General features: G+C 70.9%; 25 protein-coding genes and 1 riboswitch. Of the genes, 17 read left to right on the forward strand and 8 right to left on the reverse strand.

The window, feature by feature from the left end; genetic code table 11:
* Nucleotides 1-131 precede the first annotated feature (131 nt).
* From FH608_RS07640 to FH608_RS07655, 4 genes are read right to left on the reverse strand one after another with little or no spacing between them, the layout of a single operon-like run.
* Nucleotides 132-902 (reverse strand): SDR family NAD(P)-dependent oxidoreductase, encoded by a 771-nt coding sequence (locus FH608_RS07640; protein WP_139629642.1) that lies wholly within the window; start codon nt 900-902, stop codon nt 132-134.
* Nucleotides 899-1,909 carry a DUF4432 family protein gene (locus FH608_RS07645; RefSeq protein ID WP_139629643.1) on the reverse strand — a complete coding sequence of 337 codons (1,011 nt, stop codon included), beginning with the start codon at nt 1,907-1,909 and terminating at the stop codon, nt 899-901. Before FH608_RS07645 ends, FH608_RS07640 begins: the two co-directional genes overlap by 4 nt.
* On the reverse strand, nt 1,906-3,072 hold the full coding sequence (locus FH608_RS07650) for a DUF4185 domain-containing protein (protein WP_139629644.1): 1,167 nt from the start codon (nt 3,070-3,072) through the stop codon (nt 1,906-1,908). Before FH608_RS07650 ends, FH608_RS07645 begins: the two co-directional genes overlap by 4 nt.
* Nucleotides 3,073-3,132: 60 nt before the next feature.
* The gene (locus FH608_RS07655) at nt 3,133-3,750 is read right to left on the reverse strand and encodes a TetR/AcrR family transcriptional regulator (protein WP_226899123.1); all 618 of its coding nucleotides are present in this window, start codon (nt 3,748-3,750) and stop codon (nt 3,133-3,135) included.
* Between the two features lie 51 nt (nt 3,751-3,801).
* On the opposite strand from FH608_RS07655, the gene FH608_RS07660 reads away from it, so the two are divergent.
* From FH608_RS07660 to FH608_RS07680, 5 genes are all read left to right on the forward strand, one after another.
* A complete protein-coding gene (locus FH608_RS07660; protein WP_193318285.1) occupies nt 3,802-4,695 on the forward strand; it encodes an alpha/beta fold hydrolase in 894 nt (297 codons plus the stop codon).
* A gap of 145 nt (nt 4,696-4,840) precedes the next feature.
* Nucleotides 4,841-6,451, forward strand: coding sequence for an ABC-F family ATP-binding cassette domain-containing protein (locus FH608_RS07665; protein WP_139629647.1), 1,611 nt, complete (start codon nt 4,841-4,843; stop codon nt 6,449-6,451).
* 104 nt (nt 6,452-6,555) lie between these two features.
* Nucleotides 6,556-7,365 (forward strand): hypothetical protein, encoded by an 810-nt coding sequence (locus FH608_RS07670; RefSeq protein ID WP_139629648.1) that lies wholly within the window; start codon nt 6,556-6,558, stop codon nt 7,363-7,365.
* An 84-nt stretch (nt 7,366-7,449) separates the two neighbouring features.
* Entirely contained in the window at nt 7,450-8,880 is a 1,431-nt protein-coding gene (locus FH608_RS07675; protein WP_139629649.1) for an RNA polymerase sigma factor, read from the forward strand.
* 82 nt (nt 8,881-8,962) lie between these two features.
* Nucleotides 8,963-10,066 carry a C40 family peptidase gene (locus FH608_RS07680; RefSeq protein ID WP_139629650.1) on the forward strand — a complete coding sequence of 368 codons (1,104 nt, stop codon included), beginning with the start codon at nt 8,963-8,965 and terminating at the stop codon, nt 10,064-10,066.
* Nucleotides 10,067-10,075: 9 nt separating this feature from the next.
* Here the strand turns inward: FH608_RS07680 and FH608_RS07685 are convergent, their stop codons facing one another.
* Nucleotides 10,076-10,567 (reverse strand): inorganic diphosphatase, encoded by a 492-nt coding sequence (locus FH608_RS07685; protein ID WP_139629651.1) that lies wholly within the window; start codon nt 10,565-10,567, stop codon nt 10,076-10,078.
* A gap of 139 nt (nt 10,568-10,706) precedes the next feature.
* Between FH608_RS07685 and dacB the strand changes: the two genes are divergently transcribed.
* The 11 genes from dacB to FH608_RS07740 all read left to right on the forward strand — a co-directional run bounded on the left by dacB (nt 10,707) and on the right by FH608_RS07740 (nt 20,541).
* Nucleotides 10,707-12,116 carry a D-alanyl-D-alanine carboxypeptidase/D-alanyl-D-alanine endopeptidase gene (gene dacB / locus FH608_RS07690; RefSeq protein WP_139629652.1) on the forward strand — a complete coding sequence of 470 codons (1,410 nt, stop codon included), beginning with the start codon at nt 10,707-10,709 and terminating at the stop codon, nt 12,114-12,116.
* A gap of 99 nt (nt 12,117-12,215) precedes the next feature.
* The gene (locus FH608_RS07695) at nt 12,216-13,292 is read left to right on the forward strand and encodes a zinc-dependent metalloprotease (RefSeq protein ID WP_193318313.1); all 1,077 of its coding nucleotides are present in this window, start codon (nt 12,216-12,218) and stop codon (nt 13,290-13,292) included.
* 202 nt (nt 13,293-13,494) lie between these two features.
* Nucleotides 13,495-14,499: a tRNA lysidine(34) synthetase TilS gene (tilS, locus tag FH608_RS07700; protein WP_139629653.1), complete on the forward strand. Its 1,005-nt coding sequence runs from the start codon at nt 13,495-13,497 to the stop codon at nt 14,497-14,499.
* 10 nt (nt 14,500-14,509) lie between these two features.
* Nucleotides 14,510-15,061 carry a hypoxanthine phosphoribosyltransferase gene (gene hpt / locus FH608_RS07705; RefSeq protein WP_193318286.1) on the forward strand — a complete coding sequence of 184 codons (552 nt, stop codon included), beginning with the start codon at nt 14,510-14,512 and terminating at the stop codon, nt 15,059-15,061.
* 238 nt (nt 15,062-15,299) lie between these two features.
* The gene (gene ftsH, locus FH608_RS07710) at nt 15,300-17,294 is read left to right on the forward strand and encodes an ATP-dependent zinc metalloprotease FtsH (RefSeq protein WP_139629654.1); all 1,995 of its coding nucleotides are present in this window, start codon (nt 15,300-15,302) and stop codon (nt 17,292-17,294) included.
* On the forward strand, nt 17,291-17,869 hold the full coding sequence (gene folE / locus FH608_RS07715) for a GTP cyclohydrolase I FolE (RefSeq protein ID WP_139629655.1): 579 nt from the start codon (nt 17,291-17,293) through the stop codon (nt 17,867-17,869). The genes ftsH and folE overlap by 4 nt, the downstream gene beginning before the upstream one ends.
* Nucleotides 17,870-17,927: 58 nt before the next feature.
* Nucleotides 17,928-18,785 carry a dihydropteroate synthase gene (gene folP / locus FH608_RS07720; RefSeq protein ID WP_139629656.1) on the forward strand — a complete coding sequence of 286 codons (858 nt, stop codon included), beginning with the start codon at nt 17,928-17,930 and terminating at the stop codon, nt 18,783-18,785.
* The gene (locus FH608_RS07725; RefSeq protein ID WP_139629657.1) at nt 18,782-19,228 is read left to right on the forward strand and encodes a nuclear transport factor 2 family protein; all 447 of its coding nucleotides are present in this window, start codon (nt 18,782-18,784) and stop codon (nt 19,226-19,228) included. Before folP ends, FH608_RS07725 begins: the two co-directional genes overlap by 4 nt.
* Nucleotides 19,218-19,586, forward strand: a complete 369-nt coding sequence (gene folB / locus FH608_RS07730; protein WP_139629658.1) for a dihydroneopterin aldolase — start codon at nt 19,218-19,220, stop codon at nt 19,584-19,586. Before FH608_RS07725 ends, folB begins: the two co-directional genes overlap by 11 nt.
* The gene (gene folK / locus FH608_RS07735) at nt 19,583-20,089 is read left to right on the forward strand and encodes a 2-amino-4-hydroxy-6-hydroxymethyldihydropteridine diphosphokinase (protein ID WP_139629659.1); all 507 of its coding nucleotides are present in this window, start codon (nt 19,583-19,585) and stop codon (nt 20,087-20,089) included. Before folB ends, folK begins: the two co-directional genes overlap by 4 nt.
* A complete protein-coding gene (locus FH608_RS07740) occupies nt 20,086-20,541 on the forward strand; it encodes a DUF3180 domain-containing protein (protein ID WP_139629660.1) in 456 nt (151 codons plus the stop codon). Before folK ends, FH608_RS07740 begins: the two co-directional genes overlap by 4 nt.
* On the opposite strand, the gene FH608_RS07745 is transcribed toward FH608_RS07740, so the two are convergent.
* Together FH608_RS07745 and FH608_RS07750 are read right to left on the reverse strand one after the other, a co-directional pair.
* Nucleotides 20,538-21,632: an acyltransferase family protein gene (locus FH608_RS07745; protein ID WP_139629661.1), complete on the reverse strand. Its 1,095-nt coding sequence runs from the start codon at nt 21,630-21,632 to the stop codon at nt 20,538-20,540. The two genes, FH608_RS07740 and FH608_RS07745, sit on opposite strands and share 4 nt — an antisense overlap.
* Nucleotides 21,629-22,774, reverse strand: a complete 1,146-nt coding sequence (locus FH608_RS07750; RefSeq protein ID WP_139629662.1) for an NADH-quinone oxidoreductase subunit D — start codon at nt 22,772-22,774, stop codon at nt 21,629-21,631. The genes FH608_RS07745 and FH608_RS07750 overlap by 4 nt, the downstream gene beginning before the upstream one ends.
* A gap of 122 nt (nt 22,775-22,896) precedes the next feature.
* Here FH608_RS07750 and FH608_RS52485 point away from each other — a divergent pair, with 122 nt between their 5' ends.
* Nucleotides 22,897-23,574, forward strand: coding sequence for a DoxX family protein (locus FH608_RS52485; RefSeq protein ID WP_226899125.1), 678 nt, complete (start codon nt 22,897-22,899; stop codon nt 23,572-23,574).
* A 43-nt stretch (nt 23,575-23,617) separates the two neighbouring features.
* On the opposite strand, the gene FH608_RS07760 is transcribed toward FH608_RS52485, so the two are convergent.
* A complete protein-coding gene (locus FH608_RS07760) occupies nt 23,618-24,907 on the reverse strand; it encodes an aminotransferase class V-fold PLP-dependent enzyme (protein ID WP_139629663.1) in 1,290 nt (429 codons plus the stop codon).
* A 45-nt stretch (nt 24,908-24,952) separates the two neighbouring features.
* Nucleotides 24,953-25,068: riboswitch (SAM riboswitch) on the reverse strand.
* Nucleotides 25,069-25,125: the final 57 nt, after the last annotated feature.

Genomic DNA, 25,125 nt, shown 5'->3' on the forward strand with positions numbered 1-25,125 from the left:
GCCGGGTCGCGTGCCCGGCACGCAGACCACCACTGGTACCAGCGGTGTGACCAGGGAGTTCGCCGCGTTGACGCAACCGTTGCCGGCTCAGGTACGCGACCATGGGAACCCGTGGGCAACTCGGGAGACAGTCAGTCGGGGAGCGCCGCCGGATTCTGGGCGAGCAGGCCGCCGTCCACGCGGTGCTCGGCCCCGGTGACGAACGACGAGCGCGGCCCGGCCAGGAACGCCACCACCTCGGCCACCTCCTCCGGCCTCGCCACCCGGCCCAGCGGGTGGGAGCGGCCCCACTGCCGGATCTGGTCCTCCTGCGACACCTCGCCCCGCCACAGGTCCGCCGCCCAGCGCAGCATCGGCGTGTCCACCGAGCCGGGGCAGACCACGTTCACCCGGATGCCGTCGGCGGCGTGGTCGAGCGCCATGGCCCTGGTCAGGCCGTTGATCGCGGCCTTGCTCGCGGTGTACGCGGCCACCTGCGCCTGCGAGGCGAACGCCTGCACCGACGACATGAGCACGATCGAGCCGCCGCCGCGGGCCCGGAGCCTGGGGACGGCCGCCTTGCAGGTGAGGTAGACACCCTTGAGGTTGATGTCGAGCACCTCGTCCCAGACCTCCTCCGGGGTGTCCTCGACCGTGCCGTAGCGCTGCACGCCCGCGCAGGTGACCACGATGTCGAGCCCGCCGTACTTCGACACCGCCAGGTCCACCAGGTCGCGCATCTCGCCGGCCCGGCGCACGTCGGCGACCACGCCTGTCACACCGTTGGCGTCGAGCACCGCGTCCTCGTCGACGCCGCAGAACACCACGGACGCCCCGCCGTCGGCCAGCCGGTCGACCACCGCCCGCCCGATGCCCATCGACCCGCCGGTGACCAGCGCCACCTTGCCCCTGAACTCACTCATGCCACAACCTCCGCGCGCAACCGCAACACCTTCGTCTCATGCGGGTCCAGGACCAGGGCCGTGCCGTTGGCCACGGCGGCGGCCAGGCCGTCGGTCGGCATGCTGGAGAACGGCTCCAGGCCGACCGTGTACGCCCGCCCCCACCAGGGGTAGCCGGTGGACGCGCCGAGCTCCTGCCACATCCAGAGGTACGGCAGGAGCGTCGCGTCCCACTCCACCCGGATGCCGACGTCCCCCGAGATCTCGTACCACCCCTCGGTGAATCCGGTCAGGTAGACGATGTCGCTCGGCGCGCCCGGCTCCTGGACCACGCTCAGATCGGTCTCCCCGCCTCCATCGGCGGGGACCCTCGGCCACCGCCACGGCCCGCCCGCCCGCACCCGCCGGCCCTCCGGGTTGATCGGGCCGGGATGCGGTATCACCGTGACGCCCTCCGGCAGCCGGATCCTGGCGCCGGGGCGCAGGAACGGCAGGCCGTACACGATGTGCTGGCCCCACATGGCGTGCAGCGGCAGGTCCGCCTCGTTGGTGGCCCGGCCCTCGATCTCCAGCGCCGCCGTGCCCGACCTGAGCCTGAGCACCTTCTCCATCCGGTACGGCAGCCGCCGCGTGCGCACGCTGAGCCGTACCGCGACCTCGTCCTCGTCGTCGGCCACGACCGCGCACTCCCACGGGAGCCCCGAGACCTCGCCGTGCTGCGCCAGCCGCGCGCCGCGGTACTCGCTCGGCGCGCCGCCGCTGGGGAAGATCTCCTGCCAGCCGCCCTCGTAGTGGTCGACGAACTGGGCGACGTCGTCGGCCGCGCCCTGGAGGTGGTCGCGCGGGTCCCGCAGGCCCTGCGGGGAGAGCCAGACGAAGTCCGTGTCGGTGGGCTTGTGGAGGAACTCCACCACGTCGCCGCCCTTGTCCGGCACGACGGTCACGCGTAGCCGCTCGTTCTCCAGCACGACCGCCCGCAGCCCGTCGAGCGTGATGTGCCGCAGGCGGGCCGCCCAGTTACGCCTCACTCGAAGGTCACATCCAGAAATCTCGGTCGATAGATGGACACGTCCCGATAGTGGTCGGTGTTCACGAAGCTGTTGACGTTGTAGGAGACGACCAGCCCGGTGCCCGCCACGTCGGGGTGGGCGTGGGCGTTGTAGGTGAAGATGTTCCCGCCGGTCTCGGGGGTCGTGTAGACGTGCTGCTTGCCGGTGAACGGGCCGGCGGGGGAGCAGGCGGAGTAGGCCACGATGTTGGGGCTGAGGGCCTCGGTCGTGTCATGAGTTATCAGGACATATCCCGAACCGACCCGGGTAACGCTGTACTCGTTCGCCACCCCGCTCATGATCCGCGCGGAGTCGGCCTCGTTCCGCGACCAGGTGCCGTCGGCCGTCCGGAACTCCCACGTGCCGAGCAGGCTGTGCCCCCTGACCCGGGCGATGTGCATGTACTTGGGGGAGCCGAGGTCCTCGACGCCGTACACGTAGGTGTAGTCGCCGTCCCGAAGGATCGCCGAGGCCCAGGAGACGCCGTGCCCGGACGGCAGGTCGCGCACGCTGATCGGCTGGTCGAGCCGGCCGGGGGCGAACCTGGCCACCACGTTGCGGTGCCAGCGCCAGTCCCAGGCGCCGGGGCCGAAGCGCTCGTACTCCTGGTAGGTGACCTCCACGATCCCGCCGGCCACCGTCGCGTCACCGGCCCAGTACCAGTGGTTCCCGTCGCGCGGGGGCATGACGGCCTCCGGCTCGGCGGGCGTGCCGTCGTGGATCGTCGACAGCCTGCCGCCGCGCTCGACGGCGAAGGAGTTGTTGAGGAAGACCGTCGTCCCGCCCTCCTCGACCACGGGTGGCCGCGAGCCGTCGGGGTTCACCTGGCCGAGGAAGGTGTCGGAGAAGATCCACAGCTCCTTGCCGCCCGGCAGCCTGACCGAGTAGGTGCCGTCGGCGCCTGTCCAGTCGTCCAGGCGGCTGTTGTCGTTGCCGTAGGTGGTGAAGAGCGTGTTGAGCCGGGCGTCTTCGGTGGCCTGCTTGACGGCCGGGGCGCAGGCGGCGGCCGGCGCGGCCTCCTGCCGCGGGCCGGCCACGGAGGGGACGGGCTTGGGAGGGGCTGCCCAGGCCGGCTGCGGCACGGCCGTGAGGCCGGCCAGCGCGATGGCGAGGGGTGCGAGGGCGGAGCGGAATCGCGTCATCACCGGTCCTTGGGGGAGGGGATCACCGGTCCTCGGGGACGTTCCCTACAGTTCTAGTCATTAGATCACTTGCTGTCCAGGGCCTCCCATCAGCCGGTCGAGATGCGAGGTGAGCAGTTCCGTCGCCGTCCGCCCGTCGTACTGCCCCGCGAGCACGCTCGACTGCAGCCCGGTGACCAGGGCCAGAGTGATGGCCGCGGCCTGGCGCGGGTCCTCGTCCGCCGCCACCTCGCCGGCTTCCTGGGCCTGGCGGATATGGCCGGCGACGAAGTCGAGCAGCCCGTTGGCGTAGGTCAGCCCCTCGGCGGCCAGTTCGGGCTCGGTGAGGGTGAGCGTGTAGTGCGCCTGGTACGCCAGCATGATGCGGCGGCTCTGGTCGTCGGTGGGGATCAGGGCGGTCAGCGCGCCGTACAGGAACGTGCGCGGCGTCATCGGCTCGCCCATGGCGGCCACGGACCGCGTGACCCGCTCGGTGATCTGCCTGCCCAGGTGCGCGAGCACCCCCTTCAGGAGCTCCTCCTTGGTGTGGAAGTAGTACTGCACCAGGCGCAGGGAGACTCCAGCCTCGGCGGCCACCTCGCGCATGCTGGCCGCGTGCAACCCCCGTGACGCCGCGATCCGCACGACCGCCTCGGCGATCTGCCGCCGCCGTTCTTCATGATCCACTCGTTTGGGCACGCAGTTTATGATACAGATGTATCACGTAGGATTTCTCCGGAAGGAGCGAACGTGGCAGATCACTCCCGGATCGGCCGGTTCCGCAGCGACGAGGCCGAGCGGAAGTTCCTCGACGGCTACGACGCGGCCATCCGCGACTGGCCGGTCCCTCTCGAGCCGGTGGATCTCGCCACCGGGTTCGGCACGACCCGGCTCTACCGCACAGGCGCCTCCGAGGGCCTGCCGGTGGTGTTCCTGCCGGGCATGGGCGGAAACTCGCTGGGCTGGCTCCACACGAGCGGCCCGGTCGGGGCCGCGCATCCCGTCTATCTCGTCGACCCGGTCGGCGCGGCGGGCCGCAGCAGGCAGACCCGGCCGCTGACCGGGCCCGCCGACCTGAACACCTGGCTCGCCGAGGTGCTCGACGGCATCGGGGCGCCGGTGGCGTACCTCGTCGGCTTCTCGTACGGCGGCTGGCAGTCGATGCTGGCGGCGATCTCCATCCCCGAGCGCGTGGCCGGGATGACGCTGCTCGATCCGGCCGCCTTCCGCACCGCCACCCTGCGGCACCTCGCGTGGGGCGTCGCCTGCGGGATCGGCCTCTACTCGCCGCCCTGGCTCCGCCGGCCGATGGCCCGCCTGCTGCACACCGACTCCGTCAACCGGCCCGGCGACATCATGGCCGCGATCGCGGGGACGTACCTGTTCGAGCAGGCGCTCCCCCCGATGGTGCCCCTCACGGACGAGCAACTGGCCGCGATCACCACGCCCGCGCTGGTGCTGCTCGGGAAGCACAGCACCATGCACGACTCCCCGGCCGTCGCCCGCCGGCTCGTCCGCCTCGTGCCCGCCGCCGAGGTCGAGGTAGTGCCCGGCACCGGCCACTCGATCGCCCTCGACCTGCCCGACCTGGTCAACTCCCGGATCCTCGCCCACGCGGCCCGGGTCACCGGCCATCTGAGCTGACGGCGCGGGCCGCGCCACCTGACCCGGGCGACGCTCGTGGACTGCGGCCCGTCGCGTCCGGACGTGAGGTCCCGCGCGGTGCGGTGGCAGACCGACCGGCGAAAATGTGATGCCCGAGCCGGAGTTCGGCCGATAGCCTGCGCGGATGGGCCACGTCGAAGTAGGACATTTGACATACGTGCTGCCCGACGGGCGGCCCCTGCTCAACGACGTGTCCTTCAGGATCGGCGAAGGCGTCAAGGCGGCACTCGTCGGACCCAACGGCGCGGGCAAGACCACGCTCATGCGCCTGATCGCCGGTGACCTCCAGCCGGTCGACGGCAGCGTGGCCAGCTCGGGCGGGCTGGGCGTGATGCGGCAGTTCATCGGCAGCGTGCGCGACGGGAGCGGCGTGCGCGATCTGCTGCTCGGCGTCGCCCCGCCCGCGGTGCGCGCGGCGGCCGAGCGGCTCGACGCGGCCGAGCTGGTGATGATGGAGCGCGACGACGAGAAGACGCAGTTGCGCTACGCGCAGGCGATCAGCGACTACACCGACGCGGGCGGCTACGACATCGAGGTGCTCTGGGACACGTGTACGGTGGCCGCCCTCGGCGTTCCGTACGAACAAGTGAAATATCGTGATGTGTCCACGCTGTCCGGCGGCGAGCAGAAACGGCTCGTCCTGGAGGCGCTGCTGCGCGGCCCCGACCAGACGCTGCTCCTCGACGAGCCCGACAACTACCTCGACGTGCCCGGCAAGGAATGGCTGGAGCAGCAGCTCAGGGAGACGTCCAAGACCGTGCTGCTGGTCAGCCACGACCGCCAGCTCCTGGCGAACGCGGCCGACCGCATCGTCACCGTCGAATCCGGCAACATCTGGATCCACGGCGGCGGCTTCGCCACCTACGCCGAGGCCCGCAGGGCCCGCAACGAGCGCCTCGACGAGCTGCGCAGGCGCTGGGACGAGGAGCACGCCAAGCTCAAGGCCCTGGTCAACATGCTCAAGAACAAGGCCAGGTACAACGACGGGATGGCGGCCCCCTACCACGCCGCCCAGACGCGGCTGCGCAAGTTCGTGGAGGCCGGGCCGCCGGAGGTGGCGCCGAGCGACCAGAACATCTCGATGCGCCTCAAGGGCGGGCGCACCGGCAAGCGGGCCGTCATCTGCGAGAAGCTGGAGCTCACCGGCCTCATGCGCCCCTTCGACCTCGAGGTCTGGTACGGCGAGCGCGTGGCGGTCCTCGGCTCCAACGGTTCGGGCAAGTCCCACTTCCTGCGCCTGCTGGCCGGCGAGCCGGTCGCCCACGGCGGCGTGGCCAGGCTGGGCGCCCGCGTGGTCCCCGGCCACTTCGCCCAGACCCACTCCCGGCCCGACCTGCTCGGCCGCACCCCGGTCGAGATCGTCATGACCGAGCACGCCAAGCTCAAGAACGAGGCGATGAAGACGCTGGCCCGCTACGAGCTGGCCGGACGCACCGCCGAGCAGCGCTTCGACTCGCTGTCGGGCGGGCAGCAGGCGCGGCTGCAGATCCTGCTGCTGGAGCTGTCCGGCGCCACGTTGCTGCTGCTCGACGAGCCGACCGACAACCTCGACCTGGCCAGCGCCGAGGCGTTGCAGTCGGGGCTCGACGCGTTCGACGGCACGGTGCTGGCGGTCACCCACGACCGCTGGTTCGCCGCTGACTTCGACCGCTACCTGGTCTTCGGCTCCGACGGCACGGTCTACGAGTCGCCGGAGCCGGTCTGGGACGAGACCAGGGTCGCCCGCCCCCGCTGAGCCCGCCCTTGAAGAGCCGCCCTTGAAGAGCCGCCCTTAAAGAGTTGGTACGGCAGGCGCGTGTCACCTGCCATCCGTGCCCATGCACGGGTTATCACGGCAAAGTGATCCCGCGTAGCCGAACCGTCAGCCTGCTCGCACTCGGGGCACTCGGGGCGATCTGCCTCTCCGGGTGCACCGACGAGAAACGCCCAGCACAGGAGCTCAAGCCCCTCGCGCTCAAGGAACAGGTCTCGAACATCGTCAAATCCGCCGACGGCTACGCCGTCACCTGGGCGGGTGTGCTCAGCAACGCCAACCCGTGGCACTTCGGCGAGCACGTGGTGGCCACGATCGTCGGGCGTGACGCCAAGGGCACCGAAGTGGTCAGGATGGACCAGCCGCTCGACGCCGTGCCGCCGGGCGGCTCGCTGGCCTTCACCGGCCAGGCCACCGCCGTGGAGAAGCCGGAGAAGGTGACGATCCAGTACCGTCCGGCGCGCTGGCGGCCGGCGGCGCGGATCCCTTCGGCGTTCCAGGACTTTCCCATCACCCGCGCCCAGACATTGCGCCAAAAAGACGGCACATACCTTATTACTGGATATGTCGGTAACCCTTATCAGATGACCGCCAGCAGCCTCGTCGTGAACGCGTTGCTCCGCGACAAGGCGGGCAAACTCCTCGGAGGCGGCAGCACATTCGTGGACGACGTGAAAGCAGGCAGCCCGCCGCGCTTCATTCTCACGGTGTCGGGGCTGCCCGTGGGCTCCAAGGTGGCGAAAACCGACATAACAGCCCGGACCTGGGGGTCCACCGCGCGTCCGTACGAGGAACTGGCGCTCGGCGGAGCCGTACCGATCCACACGGTGAAACCGACGACACAGCCATTCGCGGTGGATCGCAGCACACAGGTCGTTTCCGAGCACAAACAATAAATCACCGCAAATTCCAGAACGCCGTCATGCTGTACCGGCGAAACCGGTAGAACTACTAGTTACCAATCAATTACCTTCGGTCATATGAATGACCGCGTCCTGGTCGAAGCACTCCGCGCCCGTGATCCGGGCGCGCTCGCCGCGCTGTATGACACGTACGCGGAGAGCGTCTACCGCTACTGCTGGTCCCTCCTGCTCAGCGCCGACAGCGCCCAGGTGGCGCTCCGCGACACGCTGATCGCCGCCGAGGCGCACGCGGGCGCGCTGGCCGACCCCGACCGGCTGCGCGCCTGGCTGTACGCGCTGGCCAGGTCCGAGTGCCTGCGCCGCAGGGCCGCCGCCCCGCGCGACGCCGGCCAGGCGCTCGCCGAGGCGCCGCCGCCCGGCGACCCTGCCGACGCCGACCTGCGCGTCATGGCCTGGAACGCCGTCCTCAGCCTGCCCGTCGCCGACCGCGAGGTCCTGGAGCTGACGTACCGGCACGAGCTGTCCGCTCCCGAGCTGTCCCAGGTGCTCGGCACCCGGCAGGTGGAGCAGGCCCTCGACGGCGCCCGCGAGCGGCTGCGCGACGCGATCACCGCCGAGATCCTGGCCAGGAAGGGCCCCTACGACTGCCCGCGGCGGGCCGCGATGCTGGCCGGGTTCTCCGGCGAGCTGACCCAGGAAATGCGCGAGCGCCTGGTCAGGCACGTGCCCAGGTGCGAGGTCTGCGCGCCGCACCGCGTGCGCGAGGTGTCGGCCGCCAAGGTCTTCGCGCTGCTGCCCGCGCAGACGCTCCCCGACGCGCTGCGCCTGCGGGTGATGAGCTGCTTCGTCGATCCCGAGCTGCTGCCCTACCGCCGCTACGTCGCCAGGCGCACGAGCGCTCTGGGGGCCGCCGGGTTTCCCGTACCCGTGGCGAAGGGCCTTCGCGGGTGGCCTCGGGCGGTGGCGGGCGCGGTGGCGGCGGTCGCGGCCGTGGTGGCGATAGCGGTGATCTTCCAGCAGTTCGGCAGGGGAAGCGGCGGCGTCTCCGGCATGGCGACGGCCGCGTTCCCGCCCACGGGGCAGCCGCCCGGCATCCAGCTGCCCTGGCGCTCCGAGCCCGTCGACGAATCGGTGCCCGGGGAGCCCGACCTCGACAACAAGGTCACCCAGCTCATCGGCGTGACCGGCGCCCCGATGATCGCCTCGCCTCCCGCGCCGCCCACTCCCCCGGCGCCCGCCCGTCCCGCGAAGGCCGGCGGCACGCCGTCGCCCCATCCCGGCTCGCCCGGCCCGCGGGAGCAGCCGCCCGCCGCCCCGCCTCCCACGTACGTCCCGCCGCCGACGCTGGTCCCGCCGACCGGCGGGCCGCCGCACGAGCCACCGCACGAGCCGCAGCACGGACACACGCCCCGGCCGCCCAGGCCGCCCCGCACCCGCACGCCCACCCCGTCCGCCACGCCGACCCCGACGGTGACCACGACCCCGACGGTGGCCCCCACACCGACGGTCACCTCCACCGTGACGTCCTCGCCCAGCACGAGCGGCTGAGGAGCCCGCGCCGGTCACGTTACGTGAGTGAAACGGCTGGGAACTGTGTGCATAGAGTAACCATGTGTTTCCAGGGGGACCTATGCGCGCATTCCGGGCTGGGCTGGCGGCGTGCTGCCTTGTCGTCACCCTGTGCCCGCCCGCCGAGGCCGAGCGCGCGCCCTCGCCGCGCGAGGTGAAGAAGGCCCGCCAGGTGGCCCGCGAGCGTTCCAGGACGCTGGGCGTGGTCACCGCGAGGCTGGCCACGGCGCAGTCGCGGCTCGACGGCCTGGCGGCCGAGGCCGAGCGCCTGGTCGAGGCGTACAACGGCGAGGTGGTCAGGCTCCGGCAGGCCGAGCTGTCGTACGCGCAGGCCAGGGAGCGCCTGGCGGCGGCCGACGCGGAGGTCGAGCGGGCCCGGCAGGCCGTCGGGCTGCTCGCCGCCCAGGCCTACGGCGGGCTGGGCCTGATGACGCCGGTCGTCGGCATGCTCGTCGACCAGGGCGACCGCGAGGGAGCACTGCACCGGGCGAGCATGCTCGCGCAGCTGTGGAACGAGCGCGCGGCCGTTCTCGGCAGGATGCACGACACCCAGCAGGTGGCCGCCATCCTGCGCACCCAGGCTGCGAACGCCTACGCCGCCCAGCAGGTCGCCTCCGAGCGCGCCGAGGAGGCCAGGAAGGCCGCCGAGGCCGCCGTGGCCAGGCAGCGGCGCGACACGAGGCAGCTCAGGGTGCGCACCGAAGAGTTGAGCCGCCGGGTGGACGCGGCGCGCAGCCGGGCGCAGCGGCTGGCCAGGCGGCGGGCCCACGCGCTGTCGGCGCTGGCCACCGGCGGCTCCGCCCCGGGCGACATGGTGGCCGACTGGGCGCTGACCCAGCTCGGCAAGCCGTACGTGTGGGCGGCCGCCGGGCCCAACACCTACGACTGCTCAGGGCTCACGATGCGGGCCTGGGAGAAAGCCGGCGTGCGCCTGGACCACTGGACCGGCACCCAGTGGACGTCGGGGCCGCACGTGCCGCTGGACCAGCTGAAACGGGGAGACCTGCTCTTCTTCGGCCACGTCAGCGACGACCCCGGAACCATCCACCACGTCGGCATCTACGTCGGCCGTGACCAGATGGTGCACGCGCCGCAGACCGGAGACGTCGTACGCGTCTCCTCGATCTGGCGCGGGGACCTGGTGGGCGCCACCAGGCCCCGCTGAAGGGGACGGTCAGTGATGACCCGACTCCTCGGCGCGCCGGAACGAGCGCTCGATCTCGGCCTCGGCCTCGATGCGGCCCACCCAGTTGGCGCCCTCGACGGACTTGCCGGGCTCCAGGTCCTTGTAGACCTCGAAGAAGTGCTGGATCTCCAGCCGGTCGAACTCCGACACGTGATGGATGTCCTGGATGTGGTGCATCCGCGGGTCGGTCGAGGGGACGCAGAGGACCTTGTCGTCGCCGCCCTTCTCGTCGGTCATCCTGAACATGCCCACCGCCCGGCACGTGATGTAGCACCCGGGGAACGTCGGCTCCTGGAGCAGCACCAGCGCGTCGAGCGGGTCTCCGTCCTCGCCGAGGGTGTTCTCGATGAAGCCGTAGTCGGCGGGGTACTGGGTGGAGGTGAACAGGAGCCGGTCGAGCCTGATCTTCCCGGTCTCGTGGTCCACCTCGTACTTGTTGCGTTGCCCCTTGGGAATCTCAACGACGACGTCGAACTCCACCGCGGTCCTTTCTCACGGGCCGCTCGCGCCCGCCCCGGACGGGCCGGGTCGGACGGCGTCTCCCGCACTCAAGCCCCCGGGCACCCCCGGGTGGGCGTTAATGTCTCGTAAGCGAACACCAGGAGAGAGGGCAGGCGACGTGGCGCGGCACGACCGGTGGGTGATGCTGACCACTCTCGCCGTGCTGCAGGCCCTGACGATCGTCATCGGCGTGTACGCGGTGACGACCGACTTCAGCCTGGGCGCGTTGACGAGCCAGTCACCACCGACCAAGCCGACGGAAGGCCCTCCCACCGCCCCCGTGATCACCGCGGGGCCTGTGCTGGCCCACCTCCCGGCGAAGCCCGGAGACGGACCTCTCCCGACCAAGGGTACTTTGACGCGGCAGCTCAACGACGCCCTGGGTGACGAAGCTCTCGGCGACCACGTCGGCGCGGTGGTGATCGACGCCGCCACCGGGCAGCGCGTTTTCGACTCCGGCGGCGACACCCCCATCACCCCGGCGTCCACCACGAAGGTCATCACCTGCGCCGCCGCGCTCGCCTCCCTGGGGCCGGACACCCGCCTGTCCACCAGGGTCGTCCAGGGGGCGACGCCGGGCACGGCCGTCCTGGTCGGCGGCGGCGACCCGATGCTCGCGGGCCCGCAGGCGAAGCCGGCGTACCCCAAGCAGGCCAGCCTGAAGACCCTGGCGGCTCGCACGGCCGCTACCCTCAAGTCGCAAAACATCAGAAAAATCACCCTTTCGTACGACACCTCGCTGTTCGTCGGCCCGCCGATCCCTCCCGGCTGGAAGCCGAACTACGTCCCCGACGGCGAGGCGGCGCCCATCTACGCCCTCGCCATGGACGAGGGCCGCCAGAACCCGCGCGCCAACAAGCCCCGGGTCTCCAACCCGCCCCGCTACGCCGCCGCTGCGTTCGCCAAGCTCCTGCGCGGGGAGGGCATCGCGGTCGCCAGGTCGGTCAAGCCCGGCAAGGCCGCGGCAGGCGCCCCCGAGCTGGGCAAGGTCGACTCAGCCCCGCTCTACGCCCTCGTCGAGCACGCGCTCACCCGCAGCGACAACGACCTCGCCGAGGCCCTGTCCAGGCACGTCGCCATCAAGGAGGGCCAGGAGGCGTCCTCCGCCGGAGGCGCCAAGGCCGTGCTCGCGGTGCTCCAGCGGCTCGGGGTCACGCAGGGCGTCTCGCTCTCCGACGGCAGCGGCCTGTCCATCCGCAACCGCATCAGCCCGTACGCCCTGGCCACCGTGCTCGCCATGGCCGGCTCGCCGAACCACCCGGAGCTGGCCGCCATCGCCACGGGGCTGCCGATCGCCGGCTTCTCCGGCACGCTCGGCAACGGCCACCGGTTCACGGGGAGCGACAGCAGGGGCCAGGTCGGGCTCGTACGCGCCAAGACCGGCACGCTCAACAACGTCAACACGCTGGCGGGCATGGCGACCACCAAGGACGGGCGGCTGGTGACCTTCGCCTTCATGGCGGACGACGTGCCCGTCACCGCCGAACCCGTGCTCGACCGCCTGGCCGCGACCGTCGCCCGCTCCTGACGCCCCCGCCGGGGAGCCGGGCACTTTGCCCCCTCTCTCCCCACTCCATACACCGGCGCTCCTTCGCAGGTAGGGCGAGGAGCACGTACGGTGGACGGTATGCAGGTGATCGACTGGGATCTGGCCGTCACGACCGGCACGCGCCTGGTGCGCCCCGGTCCTCAGGTGAGCCGGGAGGAGGCCAGGCAGGCCGTCACCGAGCTCCGCACCCTGTCACGCGAGGCCGAGGGCCACGTACGCGACTTCACGAAAATCCACACCGAGACCGCGCCACAGGCGGCGACCATCGTCGACCGGCCCGGCTGGATCAGGGCCAACGTCGAGGGCTTCCGCGTGGTGCTCGAGCCCCTGACGCAGCGCATGGGCAGCGGCGACAACCAGCCGCCCGCCCTCGTCACGGCGGTGGGCTCCCGCATCACGGGCGTGGAGGTGGGGGCCGTGCTGGCCTTCCTCGCCTCCCGGGTGCTGGGGCAGTACGAGCTGTTCCTGCCGCCCGACCCCACGGGCCAGGAGCCCACGGGCCGCCTCACGCTCGTCGCGCCCAACATCGTCCACGCCGAGCGTGAAATGGGCGTCGACCCGCACGACTTCCGCCTCTGGGTGTGCCTCCACGAGGAGACGCACCGGGTGCAGTTCACGGGCGTTCCGTGGCTGCGCGAATACGTCCGGTCGCAGATGACCGAGTTCCTGCTCGCCTCCGACCTCGACCTGCCCACGCTGCTCGACCGCCTCCGCAGCGCCGCCGACACGGTGGCCGACGTGGTGCGCGGCGGCGAGGGCAACCTCATCGACGCCATCCAGTCGCCCGCCCAGAAGGAGATCCTCGACCGGCTCACGGCCGTGATGACCCTGGTGGAGGGGCACGGCGACTACGTCATGGACGCGGTGGGGCCGTCCGTGGTGCCCTCGGTGGCCGACATCCGCGCCAAGTTCGCCCAGCGCCGCGAGGGCGGCTCCCGCCTCGACCGCACGGTGCGGCGGCTGCTGGGGATCGAGCTCAAGATGAAGCAGTACGCGGAGGGGTCGGCGTTCGTCCGCAAGGTGGTGGGCCGGGTCGGGATGGATGGCTTCAACCGGATCTGGACCTCAGCCGACACCCTGCCCACGTCCAAGGAGATCGCCGACCCGGACTCCTGGATCCACCGCGTCATCGGCACCCCGGCCCTCCCGGCCTGACCCGCCCGGGCCGCCGTGTCGGATGGCACGAGACACGGCGGCCGGCGCTCGGTGCGGCATGTCGGCTCGCATGGCGTGACGCCGTCCACTCGGCCATGGCATCGGACGGCTCCGCATCGGACGGCGCTCGGGGCGCCGCGTCGACGGGGCCCCGAGGTGCGGGGCACGGCGGCGGGACGACGGTGCGTGCCCAGGCGGGAGAATGGCACGCGTGGGCCCACATCCAGCCGTAGCCGACGTGCGCAGGGCGGTGCGTGAGGCGCTGGCCGACCTCCAGCCCGACGCGCTGGTCCTGGTGGCGTGCAGCGGCGGAGCCGATTCGCTGGCGCTGGCGGCGGCCCTGAGCTTCGTGGCACCTCGCATGGGCCTGCGGGCCGGCCTGGTCACCGTGGACCACGGGCTCCAGCCCGGGTCGGCCGAGCAGGCGAGCACGGTCGCCGACATCGGCGCGAGGCGGCTGGGCCTGCACCCGGCCGAGGTGCGGACCGTGACGGTGGGCACGGAGGGCGGCCCGGAGGCGGCGGCGCGGGAGGCGAGGTACGCGGCGCTGGCGCGGGCGGCCGACGAGCACGGCGCAAAGGCGGTGCTGCTCGGCCACACCAGGGACGACCAGGCCGAGACCGTGCTGCTGGGGCTGGCCAGGGGCAGCGGCCTCAGGTCGCTGTCGGGGATGGCGGCGGCCTCCGGCAGATACCGGCGCCCGCTGCTGGCGATCCCCAGGGCCACCACCGTGGCCGCCTGCCGTGCCCTGGACCTCGACCCCTGGGACGACCCGCACAACGAGGATCCCCGCTACACCAGGGTGCGCGTCAGGAGGCGGGTCCTGCCCGTCCTGGAGGCGGAGCTGGGCCCGGGGGTGGCGGAGGCGCTCGCGAGGACCGCCGGGATGGCGCGCGAGGACGCCGACGCTCTTGAAGGATGGGCGGAATCGGCGTACCAGGATTGCGCTCTAAGCGATATTCCGGGATCGGTGACGCTGGCCGTACCAGAGCTGGAGAAACTGCCCGACGCCGTGCGGCGGAGGGTGTTGCGGCGGGCCGCGATCGCGGCCGGGGCCCCGTCGGGAGCCCTGTCGGCCGCCCACGTGCTGGCCGTGGACCGGCTGGTCACGCGGTGGCGCGGGCAGAAGGGCGTTGACCTGCCGGGGGGTCTGTCCGCTGTCCGGCGGTATGGCACCCTGATACTCGCCATCAGTCCCATCGCATAAGGAACCACAGGTGGACGCTGCCGACATGGGCAATGACCTGGAAAAGGTCCTCATTCCCGAGGACGAGCTCCAGGCGAAGATCAAAGAGCTTGCCGGGCGGATCGACGAGGACTACGCGGGCAAGGACTTGCTGCTCGTGGGCGTGTTGAAGGGCGCCGTCATGGTGATGGCCGACGTGGCCAGGGCCCTGCACGTGCCCGTGCAGATGGACTGGATGGCGGTGTCGTCGTACGGCGCCGGCACCAAGTCGTCCGGCGTCGTGCGGGTGCTGAAAGACCTCGACACCGACATCATGGGCCGTCACGTGCTGATCGTCGAGGACATCATCGACTCCGGCCTCACCTTGCACTGGCTGCTGGAAAACCTGAAGTCGCGTAATCCGGCGTCGTTGGAGATCTGCACCGCACTGCGCAAACCCGACGCGGTGAAGGTGCCGATGGATGTGAAATACGTGGGCTTCGACATTCCCAACGAGTTCGTCATCGGTTACGGCCTGGACTACGCCGAGCGATACCGAAATCTGCCGTTCATCGGCACACTCGCCCCACACGTTTACACGTAGCAATCCGGTGCAGCGCCGGGAACACCGCGCGACCTGACGTACGTTGATAGGGCAAGGCCGGTGTAGCGGGCGGGTCCCCCCGTGCGCTCTGCCGGTGTACCTTCAGACTCCGGGAGGGTGACCGCGTGTCCCCTTCGGGTAGTCAGAAGTCGCGGTGTCGGATGCCGCGGCCCCGGGCCAGCCCGGGGTTCCAGGCCATGGTCAGGAAGGGACGGGCCCGCAAGGGGTTCCGCATCGGATGGATCTCAAGCGATTTACACGTGGGCCACTGCTGTGGATCCTGGGCATCGTCGTGCTGCTCCTCCTCGTCACTCAGTTGTTCAGTGGCGGCGGCAGTTACAAGGAAGCCGACACGTCCCTGGTCCTTCAGCAGATTCGGGCCGGAAACGTCAGCAACGCCAGGATCATCGACAAGGACAACCGGATCGAGGTGACGCTGGACAAGCCGGTCACGGTGAAGGCCGGTGACACCCCGACGCGGCTGATCCAGTCCGACTGGGTGACCGGCTACGGCAGCAAGTTGACCGACGAGCTCCAGGCTCAGGTCCAGGCCGGCAAGACCAAGAGCTTCACGACCGAGGTGCCGCAGGAGAACTTCCTGGTCAGCATCCTGGTGAGCTTCCTGCCCATCGTCATCATCGTGCTGATCTTCCTGTTCATCATGAACCAGATGCAGGGCGGCGGCTCGCGGGTGATGAACTTCGGCAAGTCCAAGGCCAAGCTGATCACCAAGGACACTCCCAAGACCACGTTCGCCGACGTGGCGGGTGCCGACGAGGCCATCGAGGAGCTCCAGGAGATCAAGGAGTTCCTGCAGGCCCCGGCCAAGTTCCAGGCGATCGGCGCCAAGATCCCCAAGGGCGTGCTGCTGTACGGCCCGCCCGGCACCGGCAAGACCCTGCTGGCCCGCGCCGTGGCCGGCGAGGCGGGCGTGCCGTTCTACTCGATCTCCGGCTCCGACTTCGTCGAGATGTTCGTCGGCGTCGGCGCCTCGCGCGTGCGCGACCTGTTCGAGCAGGCGAAGGCCAACGCCCCCGCGATCATCTTCATCGACGAGATCGACGCCGTCGGCCGCCACCGCGGCGCCGGCCTGGGCGGCGGTCACGACGAGCGCGAGCAGACGCTCAACCAGCTGCTGGTCGAGATGGACGGCTTCGACGTCAAGGGCGGCGTGATCCTCATCGCCGCGACCAACCGGCCCGACATCCTCGACCCGGCGCTGCTGCGTCCGGGCCGCTTCGACCGCCAGGTCACCGTCGACCGCCCCGACCTCGAGGGCCGCAAGGGCATCCTCAAGGTCCACGGCCGCGGCAAGCCGTTCGCGCCCAACGTCGACCTCGACGTCATCGCGCGCCGCACGCCCGGGTTCACGGGCGCCGACCTGGCCAACGTGATCAACGAGGCCGCCCTGCTCACCGCGCGGGCCGACCAGAAGCTGATCTCGATGGACGTCCTCGAGGAGTCGATCGACCGCGTCATGGCAGGACCCGAGCGCAAGTCGCGGGTCATGTCCGACAAGGAGAAGAAGATGATCGCCTATCACGAGGGCGGTCACGCGCTGGTGGCGCACGCGCTGCCCAACTCCGACCCGGTCCACAAGATCACGATCCTGTCCCGGGGCCGCGCGCTCGGTTACACGATGACGCTGCCGATGGAGGACAAGTTCCTGGCCACCAGGTCGGAGATGATGGACCAGCTCGCGATGTTGCTCGGCGGCCGCGCGGCGGAGGAGCTCGTCTTCCACGAGCCCACCACCGGCGCCTCCAACGACATCGAGAAGGCCACCGCCGTCGCCCGCCGCATGGTGACCGAATACGGCATGAGCGAGCAGCTCGGCGCCCGCAAGTTCGGCACCGGGCAGGCCGAGGTGTTCCTGGGCCGCGAGATGGGCCACGAGCGCGACTACTCCGAGAAGATCGCCTCCTCGATCGACGAGGAGGTCCGCCGGATGATCGAGACGGCGCACGACCAGGCCTGGGACATCCTGGTCGAATACCGCGACGTGCTCGACAACCTCGTGCTCGAGCTCATGGAGAAGGAGACCCTCTCCCGCGAGCAGGTGCTGCAGATCTTCGCCCCCGTGGTGGTCAAGGAGCACCGCCCGTCCTACGCGGGTTACGGCAAGCGGCTGCCCTCCGATCGTCCCCCGATCCTGACCCCCAAGGAGCAGTCGGCCAACGGCTCGCTCACGGGAGGCCACCAGGGCGCCCTCCCGTCCGGAGACACTGCGTGACACAGCACGACGTTGACCTCGGCCGCATCGAGAAGGCCGTCCGCGAGATCCTCTACGCCATCGGCGAGGATCCCGACCGCGACGGCCTCCTCGAGACGCCCGCCAGAGTGGCGCGGGCCATGGCCGAGCAGTACTCAGGGCTGGGGCAGACGCCGGAAGACGTGCTGACCAAGGTGTTCGACGTCGACCACGACGAGATGATCCTCGTCAGGGACATCGAGGTCTACAGCACCTGCGAGCACCACCTGGTCCCGTTCCACGGGCTGGCCCACGTGGGCTACATCCCCAACGAGCGCGGCCAGGTGACCGGCCTGTCCAAGCTGGCCCGGCTGGTCGACGTGTTCGCGCGCCGTCCCCAGGTGCAGGAGCGCATGACGTCCCAGATCGCCGACGCCCTCATGCGGGTCCTGGAACCGCGCGGTGTCATCGTCGTGGTCGAGGCGGAGCATCTGTGCATGACGATGCGGGGCGTACGCAAGCCGGGCGCCAAGACCGTCACCTCCGCCGTCCGCGGGAACTTCCGCACCAGCGACAAGACCCGATCCGAGGCGATGGCGCTGATCCTGGGTCGCTGATGACCGAACGGGGTACCCGCGATGTCAACATGTGTCGGGAAGCGCCTAGGCTTGGCCCATGACTAGCGTGCCCATGAACGTGCCGGGAGGTGCGGATCGGTGCCTCGTCATGGGGGTGGTCAATGTGACGCCCGATTCGTTCTCCGACGGCGGTCTGTGGTTCGACGAGCGGGCCGCCATCCAGCACGGCCTCGAGCTGGTCGAGGAGGGAGCTGACCTGGTCGACGTGGGCGGCGAGTCCACCCGCCCCGGCGCGGCCAGGGTCTCGCTGGAGGAGGAGCTGGCCAGAGTCGTGCCGGTGATCAGAGCGCTGCACGCCGAAGGGGTGGCGGTCAGCGTCGACACGATGCGCGCCGAGGTGGCCGCCGCCGCGGTCGAGGCGGGCGCGCGGCTCGTCAACGACGTCAGCGGTGGCCTGGCCGACCCCGAGATGCCGCGCGTGGTGGCCGCCACGGGAGTCTCGTACGTGGTGATGCACTGGCGCGGCCACAGCCACGACATGGACAGCCGCGCCGTCTACGCCGACGTGGTCACCGAGGTCCGCGAGGAGCTGGCCAAGCGGGTCGACCTGGTGATGGCGGAGGGCGTGGCGGAGGAGCAGATCGTGCTCGACCCTGGCCTCGGCTTCGCCAAGAACGCCCAGCACAACTGGGCGGTGCTGGCCGGCATCCCGCAGCTGGCGGAGCTGGGCTTCCCGCTGCTGGTCGGGGCCTCACGCAAACGTTTCCTCGGGCGCCTGCTGGCCGATCCCGACGGCACGCCGCGGCCGTTCAGCGGCAGCGACGACGCGACCCTGGCCGTGACCGCGCTGGCCGCGCACGCGGGCGCCTGGTGCGTGCGCGTGCACCACGTCCGCCCCAACGCCGATGCCGTGCGCGTGGCCGCCGCATGGAAGAGAGCCGGAGCAGCCACATGAGCGTCGACACCGCCGCCATCGAGACGATCAACCAGGAGTTCTACGCCGCGATCGAGAGCGCCGATCTCGACAAGATGACCGAGATCTGGGCCGAGGACTCCGGCAACGAGCAGGTGAGCTGCGTGCACCCGGGCTGGACGCTGCTGTCCGGCCGCTCGGAGGTGCTGCGGTCGTGGGCTTTGATCATGGCCAACACCACCTACATCCAGTTCGTGCTGACCGACGTCGCCACGACGGTGCTGGGTGATGTGGCCGTGCTGACCTGCGTCGAGAACATCCTGACCGCCGGGGAGGAGGGCGAGGCCAGCTTCGCGGCGGGCAAGGTGGTGGCCAGCAACGTCTACGTCCGCACCTCGCAGGGCTGGCGGCTGTGGATGCACCACGGCTCGCCGGTGCTCCAGAGCGACGACGACGAGGAGGAGGAAGGCGAGCTTGAGCGCTGATCGCATCGCTCTCAAGGGCCTGCGGGCCCGGGGGAGGCACGGCGTGCTCGCGGCCGAGCGGGAGCTCGGGCAGGAGTTCGTGATCGACGCGACGTTGTTCCTGGACACCGCGCCGGCGGCGGCCGGCGACGACCTCACCAAGACGGTCCACTACGGGGAGCTGGCGCAGGCGCTGGTGGCGGTCGTGGAGGGGGAGCCGGTCGCGCTGATCGAGACGCTCGCGCAGCGGCTGGCCGACGTGTGCCTGGCGGCCGGCGAGCCGGTCCAGCGGGCCGAGGTGAGCGTGCACAAACCGGCGGCGCCGATCCCGCTGCCGTTCGACGACGTGGTCGTGACCATCGAGCGGAGCCGCGTATGAAAGTCGTCCTGGCTCTGGGGAGCAACCTGGGGCCCCGGTTCCAGACGCTGCAGGGTGCCGTGGACACCCTGTTCGACGCGCCGGGGCTGGAGTTCGTCAGCGCCTCCCCGGTCTACGAGACCGATCCGGTCGGCGGCCCCGCGGGGCAGAAGCCGTACCTCAACGCGATTGTGGTCGCCGAGACCACGTTGCAGCCGCGCACGCTCCTGGAGCGGGCGCAGAGCGTCGAGACCGCCTTCGGCCGGGTGCGCGCCGAGCGCTGGGGGCCGCGCACGCTCGACGTCGATCTGATCGTGGTGGGCGACGTCGTCTGCGAGGAGCCGGAGCTGACGCTGCCGCATCCGCGCGCCCACGAGCGGGCGTTCGTGCTCGTGCCGTGGGTGAAGGCCGACCCCGACGGCGTGCTGCCGGGGCACGGCCGGGTGGCGGAGCTGCTGGAGGGCGTCGACAAGCGGGGGGTACGCCTTCGCGAGGACCTGAAGCTGCAGAGGCCCGACGATTGAAGCCCACACATCCTGGACCTCTGATCGGTATCGCCTTCGTGGCCGGAGTCCTCGCCTGGGGACTGATCCAGCCGATCTACGGCAAGGTCTTCATACCGTGGACGGCGATTCCCACGATGCTGCTGCTGGCCATCGGCGAGGGCTACAGCGCGTGGGCCACCAAGGCCAGGATCGCGAGGAAGCCGGGCACCAAGCCGGTGGAGCCGCTGGCAGTCGCCCGGCTGGCCGCACTGGCCAAGGCGTCGGCGTACGCGGGCGCCGCCTTCGGCGGGCTGTTCGCCGGATTCGCCGCCTACACCGTGCAGATGTTCGACCGGGAGACTCCGCGGTTGGAGTTCTTCGTGGCGGTGGGCTCGTTCGTGGCCTGCATCGCGCTGGTCTGCGCCGCCCTCTACCTGGAGCACGCCTGCCGCATCCCGAAGGACAAGGACGAGCGGAACAACCACGACTAGGTCCCCTGCCGGGCCGCCGTCCGGCTGCCGGCGCGGCGGCCGAACAGGTAGATGACCGGCGTCGTGCAGACGAGCGGGCCGATGATCGCGATCGGGCGCTCCAGCCACCACTTCAGGTCGGGCGGGATCGACGCGCCCATGGTGCCGAAGAGCCACCACGACAGCCCCAGGGCGATGGCCATGCCGGTGGTGTGGAAGAGGAAGAGCGGCAGCGAGTACCGGTTGATGAAGGCGTTGGCCCGGCTCCAGCCGGGGCGCTCCAGCACCCGCTCCATCGGCGGCCGCAGCACCTCCACCAACCCGATCTGGAACAGCAGCAGGGCGACGATCACGAACGTGGGCGGCGCCATGTTGGACCACTTGTCGCCCGGCACGCCCACCATCGAGCCCGGGTAGATGCCGGAGTAGACGAGCCCGAACAGGGCGAACAGCCCGGTCCACAGCAGCGCGACGTCGTAGCGCCTGGGCAGGGCGACGACCCGGTCGTAGAAGAAGCCGGCCTGGTGGGCGAGCCCCCAGACGATGATCATGTTGAGCCAGCCGGCCCATTCGACGCCGTACCGGAAGCGGACCACGTCGACCACCAGCGCCGCGCCGCCGAGCCAGATCAGCGCCAGCACGTCGTAGCGGCGGTGCAGCCAGAGCGCGACCGGCAGCAGCGAAATCAGCACGAGGTAGACGGCGAGGAACCACAGCGGGCTGAGCACCAGCAGCACCACCCGCCACATCCAGTCGACCCCGAACGTGTACGTGACGACCGCGCCGACGGAGATCCATGCCCCCGACAGGAACAGCGCGGGTAAGGCCAGCGCGCGGATGCGCCGCCAGACGAACGAGCCGATGCCGACCCCGCGCGCCCTGGCCCGTTCCCAGGACAGCAGGTGCACGTGGCCGCCGACGTAGAAGAACAGCGGCAGCACCTGCAGCAGCCAGGTGAGGATCCACAGCCCCGAGGTGAAGCCCAGCGGGCTGGTCGGCTCGGGGCCGGACGGCTTCCAGTCGAGGATGGTGAACGCCCAGTGCCACAGCACCACGACGCAGAGGCTCAGGGCTCGGAGCCAGTCGACGTACTTGTCACGATCGGTCGTCACTTGTCGATGTCACCCACGACGAAGAACATCGAGCCGAGGATCGCCACCATGTCGGCGACCAGCTGCCCGGGCAGTATCTCCCGCAGCACCTGGATGTTGTTGTAGGAGGCCGAGCGGAGCTTGAGCCGCCACGGCGTCTTGTCGCCCCTGGAGACCAGGTAGTAGCCGTTGATGCCGAGCGGGTTCTCGGTCCACGCGTACGTGTGGCCCTCCGGCACCTTGAGCACCTTGGGCAGGCGCTGGTTGATCGGCCCGGGCGGCAGCGAGCGCAGGCGCTCGACGCAGGCGTCGGCCAGGTCGAGCGAGACCCTGAGCTGGTCGAACAGCACCTGGAAGCGGGACTCGCAGTCGCCCGCGTCGCGCGTGACGACCCTCACCGGCAGCTCCCGGTAGGCGAGGTACGGGTCGTCGCGGCGCAGGTCGAGATCGACCCCGGAGGCCCTGGCGATGGGGCCGCTGACGCCGTACTGCATGATCTGGTCTTTGGAGAGCACGCCGACGCCTCTGGTGCGGGCGATGAAGATCTCGTTGTGCAGGATGAGGTCCTCGATGTCGGGCACGCGGCGGCGGGTCTCCGCGACGGCGGCCGAGACGCGGTCGAGCCAGCCGAGCGGGAGGTCCTCCTTGAGGCCGCCGACCCGGTTGAACATGTAGTGCATGCGCCCGCCGGAGATCTCCTCCATGACCGCCTGGATGCGCTCGCGCTCGTCGAACGAGTAGAACAGCGGCGTCATCGCGCCCAGCTCCAGCGGGTAGGAGCCGAGGAACATGAGGTGGTTGAGCACCCGGTTGAGCTCGGCCAGCAGCGTGCGCGCCCACACCGCCCTGACCGGGGGCTCCATGCCGAGCAGGCGCTCGGCGGCGAGGACCACGCCGAGCTCGTTGGCGAAGCCCGACAGCCAGTCGTGCCGGTTGGCCAGCATGATGATCTGACGGTAGTCGCGGACCTCGAACAGCTTCTCCGCGCCCCTGTGCATGTAGCCGACGATCGGCTCGGCGGTGGTGATGCGCTCGCCGTCGAGGGTCAGCCGGAGCCTGAGCACACCGTGGGTCGAGGGGTGCTGCGGGCCGATGTTGAGGATCATGTCCTCGGTGGCGAGCTCTTTCGCGCCCGCGCCGATGCCGACCACGCGTTCCGTCATATGGCAATGCTGCCACCAGCTTCGTTACCGATCCAGCCGGGGGACGGGTCAAGGAATCGTATGGAACCGCATCCCGAAGCCGGACATGGGGAGGAACACCGCGAACGGGGGGAGAAAGAATCATGAAGAGTGCTGTTTTCGACGTGGCCGCCCTGATCACCCGGGTGGTGGCCGGTGTGATCTTCCTGGCGCACGGCCTGCAGAAGTGGTCGAGCGGCTTCGGGCCCACGGGGCAGATGTTCAGGGAGATGGGCGTCCCCATGCCCGATGTGACCGCCATGGGCGCGACCATCTTGGAGACCGTCGGCGGCATCTTCCTGATCGTCGGGCTGCTGGTGCGGCTGGTGGGGCTGGCGCTGCTGCTGGACATGCTGGCCGCGATCGCTTTCGTGCACGCCGGGCGCGGGGTGCTGTCGAGCGGCGGTGGCTGGGAGCTGCCCGGCGCGCTGGGGGCGCTGGCGCTGCTGTTCCTGGCGCTCGGCGGCGGGCGGCTCGGGCTCGACGGCCTGTTCCGCGCGCTGTTCCACAGGCGCGGGGAGCGGCGGGCCGCCGAGGAGGAGCTGTCGGCGTACGCGCAGCGCCCGCAGCCGTCGAACGTCATCACCCGGCCGGGCGGCGGTCCCACGACGCCCGCGCAGTCCGGCGAGCCGGCCGAGCAGCCGCAGGTGCCCCGGCAGCCGGGCGAGCACCAGCCGAGCCGGCACCGGCCCGGCGGGATGGACGACGAGGACATGAGGGACATCGACGCCCTGGTCTCCGACGAGCCGCCGCAGCACCACAAGCCGCCGAACAGGAGCTGAGGCCCAGCGGCTGACGAGCAGGCTCAGCGGTTGACGAGCAGGCTCAGCGGTTGACGAGCTCCCGCAGCGCCTCGACCAGGCGGTCCACGTGCTCCTCCGTGGTGCCGATGCCGATCGAGGCCCGCACCGCGGAGGCGGTGCCGTCCTCGCAGCCCCCGTCAGTGGCGTCCAGCAGGTGGCGGACGAACGGGTGCGCGCAGAACTTGCCGTCGCGCACCCCGATGCCGTACTCGCCGGACAGCACCTCGGCCACCTGCCGGGCCGAGTGGCCGGCCACGGTGAACGAGACGATGCCGACGCGAGGGTGGCCGTCCCCCCAGAGCGACAGCTCGCGCACGCCCTCGATCGAGGCCAGCCCGGAGCGCAGCCGGGCGATCAGCCGCTCCTCCTCCCGTACCAGCTCGGTCCAGCCGGTCGCCGTGAGCGCGTCGCAGGCCGCGGCCAGGGCGATGGCGCCCAGCACGTTGGGGGTGCCGGCCTCGTGCCGCGGCTCCGGGTCGTCGTGCCACTCGACGTCGTCCGCCACGGAGCGCACCGCGCCGCCGCCCTTCAGGTACGGCTCACCGGCGGCGAGCCAGTCGCGCCGTCCGACCAGCGCCCCGGCGCCGAAGGGCGCGTACAGCTTGTGCCCCGAGAAGGCCACGTAGTCCAGGTCGAGCGCGGTCAGGTTGAGCCGCCGGTGCGGTACGAGCTGCGCCGCGTCGACCAGGATGCGGGCGCCGTGCCGGTGCGCGATGTGGGCCAGGGCGGCGATGGGCCACAGCTCGCCGGTGACGTTGGAGGCGGCGGTGACGACGAGCAGCTTCGGCCCGTCGATCCCGGCCAGCGCCTCGTCGGCCGCGCGGACGGCCTCGCCGGGGAGGGCGGGAGGCGCCAGCCGTACGGACCGCTTCCAGGGGAGGAGCGAGGCGTGGTGCTCGGTGTCGAAGACCACGGCGGTCGTGCCGGCGGGCAGGCAGCCGGCCAGGAGGTTGGTGGCGTCGGTGGTGTTGCGGGTGAAGATCACGGCGTCGTCGGGGCGGGCGCCGACGAACGCCCTGACCGTGTGGCGGGCCTGCTCGTAGCGGGCCGTGGTCAGCTGGGAGGCGTAGCCCGCCCCCCGGTGGACGCTGGAGTAGGCCGGGAGCGCGGCGGCGACGGCGGCGCTGACCGGCTCCAGACAGGGCGCGCTCGCGGCGTAGTCGAGGTTGGCGTAGCCGACGAGCCTGCCGCCCTTGACCGGCACCTGGAGGTCGGCGCCGAGCACGGCGGGGATCGGGCGGCTCGTGGTGGCGGCGGGAACCGGCTCGGCGACCTGGGCGGGAACGGAGTTGAAGATCGTCAGCGTGGACACGGCACTTCTCCCTCGGGGTGATCGGACCCCAGGAAGCAGCCACGGAGCCCGCGCTTGCCCGACACACCTCGTGACGGACCAGGTCTTCACCCGGGGCACCCCGCCGCGGACGCGAGGGTTGCCGGCCAGCTAGCCGGGGCTTGGCGCTGGCACTCATGACCTACGTCCGCACTATAACCGACATCCCGCCATCGATCGCAAGTCGGCGAACTTCCGCG

Origin of the sequence: Nonomuraea phyllanthi (genome assembly GCF_006334985.2) — a bacterium.
GTDB lineage: Bacteria > Actinomycetota > Actinomycetes > Streptosporangiales > Streptosporangiaceae > Nonomuraea > Nonomuraea phyllanthi.